The following is a 6,609-nucleotide window of genomic DNA, read 5'->3' as shown; positions in this document are numbered from 1 at the left end:
GGATTCATAAATGGTCACGTCCATTGATTGCCGCGATCGCTGGATGTGGTGCCCTAACAACAGGTTATCTAACCATAGAAAAGTTAACAGGAGGCAGTGCAGCTTGTGTAGCACAGGCTGGTGCTAAGGGCTGTAATGATGTGCTTTCCAGTCCTTGGGCAACGGTTTTTGGTCAGCCATTAGCTTTGTTTGGGTTTTTGGCATACACCAGTATGGTGATATTTGCTTTGGCTCCCTTGGTATTAAACTCAGGAGAAAACAATAACCGCAAACAATTGGAGAATTGGACGTGGTTGCTGCTGCTAGCGGGTGCGATCGCTATGTCTGTCTTTAGCGGCTACTTAATGTACGTGTTAGCATCTCAAATTAAAGCTATTTGTCCTTACTGTATCGGTTCAGCTTTGTTCTCTGTGAGTCTTTTGGTACTAACAATTATGGGTCGCACTTGGGAGGATATTGGACAAATCTTATTTACTGCCCTAATTGTGGGGATGGTAACGCTGATTGGCACTTTAGGCGTTTATGCTGGCGTGAATCAATCAAATGTTACACCTGGAACTCCTGGACAACCCGTTAAAATTACCTTTAATTCCAAAGGAGACCCTAACCCAGCCTTCGGTTGGGAAGTTACTACTACTTCTGGTGAGGCAGAAATAGCCTTAGCAAGCCATCTAGCAAAGATAGGCGCAAAGGAATACAGTGCTTACTGGTGTCCTCACTGCCATGAACAAAAGATGCTTTTTGGTAAAGAAGCCGAGGAAATAATCAACAAAGATGTTAAGGTAGAGTGCGCTCCCGAAGGACTCAATGCTCAAACTGAACTATGTAAGTCCGCAAAAATTGAAGGCTTCCCCACTTGGATCGTTAATGGGAAAAGCTATAGTGGAGTCCAAAATTTAGAGGAACTAGCAAAAGCTTCTGCTTACACAGGGTCTCGGAACTTCAAGTATTTCAAGTAGTTACTTACCTTCAACAAGTCTCAGCTATGGTCTACACTGAGCTAGCGATAAGGTGTAGTTCACATCCCAGATCAAGAGTCTTGAGTACAGCCAACTGGATGAATACAGCAAAGTCTGTTTCCAATTGGCTTTTTTGTTTTTGGTAATAGATAATAGGTGTTGTCCAATACCCAATAACCAATTCTCCTGTGGCTTTTATCCGCAAACACCTAAAGCTCAAGGAAATTAATCAAGATTTATACTTAATTTGTGCCGATAGCCAAAAAAGTCCCAGTTGCCGTTTTGTAAGATAATTAGCCTGAATATATGGCGATCCATTCACAAGCATAGGACTCATATCTGATTTTTGAACAAGATTTCAGATGAAACCCTTATAAAAGGGGCTTTCCAGTCTTAGGATGTTTTCAGAAATCAAATCGGAATCCTATACCAGGATGTCTTTAAGAACCTTGCTGAGTTGAAAAAACTTTTAGAAACTCTATTGAACTCTCCTTTGAGCTATGTTAGTCCGATAGTTAATATCTATAGGAAATAGAGAATATTTCTCCCCACTAGGTAATGGGAATGAATCAGCAGCTAGACAAGCGTTTTGTAAAGTTAATCTTTAGACTCAAACAATCGCTTAGTCGAGGACACAGAGAATTGATTACTGCCGTCAGCGTAGCAGTCTGCGTTCTGCTTTTGCACTCCATCGGATTATTGCAATCTTTGGAGTTGGCAGCTTTGGATCAATTTTTTCGCTTACGTCCAAATGAACCGCCAGAAGAGCGGATTACGATTGTAGTGATTGATGAATCCTATTTAAACGAAATACGTTCGTGGCCGATTCCAGATACGAAGATTGCCCAGCTGTTGCAAAAATTAAATGTCCACAAACCCCTTGCTGTTGGCTTAGATATCTACAGAAATTTGCCAGTAGAGCCAGGGAACCAAGAACTGCGTAATGTTTATAAGTCAATGACCAACTTAATTGGTATTGAGCTATTGACAAATGACAAAAACAAAAACATTAGTGTTTTGCCTCCACAGGGACTGAATCAGAATCAAGTGGGCTTTAATAACCTGCTGTACGATCTTGATGGTAAAGTACGTCGCAGTTTGTTGTATTGGTACGTTGATAATCAGCCACACGAAAGTTTTGCTTTGAAGTTGGCTTTATTGTATTTAAAGTCAAAGGGAATTATCCCCACCAAAGCAAAAAACAACCCTGAGTATTTGCAATTAGGTAAAGCAGCATTTACTCGTTTTGAGGCTAATGATGGTGCTTATGTGGGAGCTGACGACAGAGGCTACCAACTTTTGACCAATTTTCCCAAACCCAAATGTCAAGGTTCATCTAAAGTATTGTGTAATTTTCGCCAGGTATCGATGAGAGATGTACTGGCAGATAAAGTTAAAGAAAACTTAATCAAAGATCGGATCGTACTCATTGGCTCCACCGCACCCAGTCTCCAAGATTTTGTATTCATTCCCTATTCCAGTAGTCTAATGGGTACGGCAAAGCCTGTACCTGGTATTCAACTGCAAGCTTATTTTATTAGTGAGTTAATCTCAGCAGCTCTTGGTGGACGGCCCTTACTCAAGGTCTGGCCTGACTTAGTAGAAGATTTGTGGATTTTTGTCTGGTCTTATCTAGGAGCCGTGACTACATGGCGGATACTACACGCAACGAGAGGTCTGCTCAGTATCTTAGTTTCTTGTTTTGTATTGACCCTGAGTGCATACCTTGCTTTTTTGTATGGTTGGTGGATACCACTCATTCCCTCACTGTTTAGCTTTGGCAGTTCAGCTATATGGATGACCAGTCATATTGCCCACATGCAGGAAGAGTGGAAACGTTCCAAAGAATTTTTGCATCACGTCATTAACACGATTCCCGATCCAATTTTTGTGAAAAATGAACAACACCAGTGGATTGTTTTAAATGAGGCGTATTGTCGATTTATCGGTTATCCGAATAAGTTATTAATTGAAAAGTCAGACTATGACTTTTTCCCTAAACATGAGGCTGATGTGTTTCGACAACAGGACGATCTTGTATTTCGGACTCAAAAACCCCAGGAACATGAAGAAGAATTTACAAATGCAGATGGACAGACTCATCAAATTGCCACTAAGCGATCGCTCCACAAAGACTCAGCTGGCAATTTCTTTTTAGTTGGGGTTATCCGAGATATTACTCAGCGCAAGCTGATGGAGGAACAACTCAAGCGGACTGCTGCTGAACTATTCCGCTCTAACAATGAATTAAAACTCAAAGAAGACCACTTGCGTTATTTAGCGTATCACGACCCCTTGACCGGTTTATCCAATCGCAAATTTTTTGCCGAACAACTTTATGAGTCGTTAAATTGGGCGCAACACAATAACCTCTTGCTGGGACTGCTGTTCATCGATCTAGATGGCTTTAAGCAAGTCAATGATACTCTGGGGCACGAGACGGGCGATCGCTTGCTAATGACTATCGCTGAAAGACTGAGCAACTCTTTACGCGCTAGTGATACAGTTTCTCGTTTGGGCGGCGATGAATTTACTATAATTTTACGGGCAATTCCTAACGTCCAAATAGCGGCTAAGGTCGCCGAAAAAATCTTAAGCAGTATTACTAAGCCAATTGTTTTGGATGGCTATGCAATCCGAATCTCTGCCAGTATTGGCATTAGTGTCTACCCATACAACAGTCAAGACAGTGAAACTTTGATGAAGCAAGCAGATGCAGCAATGTATCGGGCAAAGCATCTGGGTAAAAATCGATACGAGTTTGCTTAATTAGTCAAGGGTCAAGTCTCCAGATTTTTCTTTTTTTAGTAAAAATTTTTACCTTAAAATTCGGAATTTGGATTTTAAACACATGCAAGGTACGGTCTTGAAAAAGCATTGTGTATATGTCTAGAGATGGTTTTTTAGTCAAGATATAGAGTTAGCAAGGCTTTTTGACCTGATAACCAAAACTAATAATATAGGTAAGCAAGAAATTAGTTCTTAGAAGTAATTAGGAAAAAAATATCTTTGCATAATTATTTTTACTGTCAAAATCATACTTATACTTAATAGTGCTATTACGGTCTTTTGTATTCCTATACTTTTTTAAACCCTTGCAATATAACAATTATATTATTCTGTCTTTATATCTCTTTACTTTGATAAAAACTTAACTATACAAGGGATTAAGTATTATTTTATATTTGACAAACTCGCTATTCAGCAGGCATAGTGTTTATACTTAAAAGCATTAAGATATTATTAATAAATAGTGAAGTAGATAAAAAGCTTACAGTGATTTATCAACATATCTAACTTTAGACTGATGTAAAAACGGTTCATTAAGAATATTTCTTAAGTATAGGAATTATTTAATACCAGCAAATTAAAATTGTTGTACAAGTGAATACCACGATTAGTTGTAAACCACTAGCAATAATTTAATAAAGTTAAAATATTTTTCTCATCAATATAAGTAAATACACGTTAAAAAATAAAATCACCTTTAAAAGTCAAAACTAGTAAAATTACCGAGTCTATGAAAACTAACTTCCGAATCACAAAAATCATGATATTATGTATAAGTGCTTACATACTAATACCGAAAATTGCCGCTTACACGGGTATATCTAGTACTGCAAGTGCTAATACTGGTGGTGCTACTAGCAACAATACTTCAATGACCCATCAAGTCAGTTCTCAAAATTTAAAAGACACATATATCCCACCAAATTATGGTGGCCCTGACAGTCAGCATGGTAGCGGCACTCGCTGATGACCATTTTGGATTTTAAATTTTAGATTGTGGTAAAGTAGCGCGTTCGTGTAGATCGTGTCTTAGACACCACATCTTTATGCTTGGAGATATGCCATCGCTCTTGGGAGGGCATCTATAGTCTTTAGTGAGTCTCTTACCTTGGAAAATGCCAAGGGTAATTTATTCAAGATAATAGTGAAGATTTCCACCAATGATGTGTTTGTACAAGGGTATGAACTTGCCAATTTGGGTCTGGTTGCGAATAGTCTAAACGGTAGTGTCCACCTCGGCTTTCGGTTCTAAAAGCAGCACTTTTGAGAATTAAATTAGCCACATCTAATAAATTGCGGGTTTCTGCCCAAAGTCGCAATTGCCGTTCAACATCTGGTAGGTCAAAATTAGCTGGTTCTGCTGGACGTAAAGCAACCAAGAATTGACTTAAAGGCAAGGCAGCAAAATCTTGCTGCCAAGATTCGACAGTGGCGATCGCAGTTTCCAACTTTGATTGCTCCCGACAAATACCAGCATTTTCCCACACCAGACGCGGTAACTTCTCTCTGAGTGCTTCTAGCTGTGCTTGCTGGATGTTTCCCTCGCTAGCATCAACACTAAATTTACGTGATGGTAACACTGGTATTTCTGAGGGCAACCCAATATTTTCTAGCTCAATTTGGCTCATTTGGGCCCCGAACACAATACACTCCAGCAGAGAATTACTGGCAAGACGATTTGCCCCATGTACTCCGGTGCTAGCAGTTTCACCCACTGCATACAAACTTTTAATATTTGTGCGATTCATTAGATCCGCGACAATCCCACCCATCCAGTAATGAGCAGCAGGCGCTACAGGAATTGGTTCGTGGAAAACATCAACTCCCCAATGCTGACAAACTTTGATGATGTTGGGAAAGCGGTGACGAATCTTGTCCGCAGGGATCGGGCGCATATCCAACCACACATGGGCAGTCGCCAAATCAACTGCGGTACGTTGTAAATGGCTGAAAATTGCTCTACTGACTACATCTCTGGGTGCGAGTTCACCCGCAGGATGGTAGTCAAAAGCAAAACGCCGCCCTTCGTTATCAACAAGGTGTGCGCCCTCGCCGCGGACAGCTTCGCTAATCAGAAAGCGATCGGCACCAGGTTTAGTCAAGGCTGTGGGATGAAATTGGACAAATTCCAAATCGCGGAGGATGACCCCAGCCCGATATGCGATCGCCACTCCATCACCCGTACTCACCGCCGGGTTAGTGGTTTGGGCAAATACCTGACCGCCGCCGCCAGTTGCCAATATCACAGCACTAGCCCTTACCCATGTGATTTTTCCTTGATAAAACAGGCTTATTCCCTGACAGCGATCGGTTTCGGGTTCAATCCACAAACTTAAAGCTAAAGCTTGCTGAATGACTTGGATATTCGGGCGACGTAATACTTGGGTGGTGAGGGTGGTGGTAACTTCTCTCCCTGTGGTGTCCGCAGCATGGAGAACGCGGTTGCGAGAATGGGCAGCTTCTAAAGTTAAAGCCAAGGCTTGACCATGACGGTCAAAAGCAACCCCCAAGTTAACTAGGGATTGAATGCAGTTAGGGGCAAGTTGGGCGAGAAATTCTACAGCATTGCGATCGCACAAACCTGCACCTGCCAGGATCGTATCTTCAATGTGTAGCGTGGGAGAATCTTCTGGGGAAACGGCTGCGGCAATACCACCTTGCGCCCAATCACTGGCAGACAAAGCAACAGTTTCTTTGGTAATCAAACCGACTCGCAAAGACTCTGGTAGACACAGCGCCGTGTATAGTCCAGCAGCACCAGCGCCGACTACTAAGACATCAAATTGGCTAGGAATATCTATCTGAGACAAGGTAATGAGGGAGGGGGGAAGAGGGAGCAGGGGAGCAGAGGGAGCAGGGG

Annotated in this window: 4 protein-coding genes; 3 read left to right on the top strand and 1 reads right to left on the bottom strand. The window is 41.6% G+C overall.

Annotation, left to right across the window (positions count from 1 at the left end; all coding sequences use genetic code 11):
- Positions 1-2 precede the first annotated feature (2 nt).
- The 3 genes from CDG79_RS38150 to CDG79_RS38140 all read left to right on the top strand — a co-directional run bounded on the left by CDG79_RS38150 (position 3) and on the right by CDG79_RS38140 (position 4,716).
- Complete coding sequence (locus CDG79_RS38150) at positions 3-959, top strand: vitamin K epoxide reductase family protein (RefSeq protein ID WP_223278599.1); 957 nt, start codon at positions 3-5, stop codon at positions 957-959.
- A gap of 564 nt (positions 960-1,523) precedes the next feature.
- Complete coding sequence (locus CDG79_RS38145; protein WP_094346713.1) at positions 1,524-3,728, top strand: CHASE2 domain-containing protein; 2,205 nt, start codon at positions 1,524-1,526, stop codon at positions 3,726-3,728.
- A gap of 751 nt (positions 3,729-4,479) precedes the next feature.
- Positions 4,480-4,716, top strand: coding sequence for a hypothetical protein (locus CDG79_RS38140; RefSeq protein ID WP_094346711.1), 237 nt, complete (start codon positions 4,480-4,482; stop codon positions 4,714-4,716).
- 166 nt (positions 4,717-4,882) lie between these two features.
- Here the strand turns inward: CDG79_RS38140 and nadB are convergent, their stop codons facing one another.
- Positions 4,883-6,559 carry an L-aspartate oxidase gene (gene nadB / locus CDG79_RS38135; RefSeq protein ID WP_094346712.1) on the bottom strand — a complete coding sequence of 559 codons (1,677 nt, stop codon included), beginning with the start codon at positions 6,557-6,559 and terminating at the stop codon, positions 4,883-4,885.
- Positions 6,560-6,609: the final 50 nt, after the last annotated feature.

Origin of the sequence: Nostoc sp. 'Peltigera membranacea cyanobiont' 232 (assembly GCF_002245985.1) — a bacterium.
GTDB lineage: Bacteria > Cyanobacteriota > Cyanobacteriia > Cyanobacteriales > Nostocaceae > Nostoc.
The sequence above is the reverse complement of the archived record's forward strand: the minus strand, read 5'-3'. Positions and strand labels throughout refer to the sequence as shown.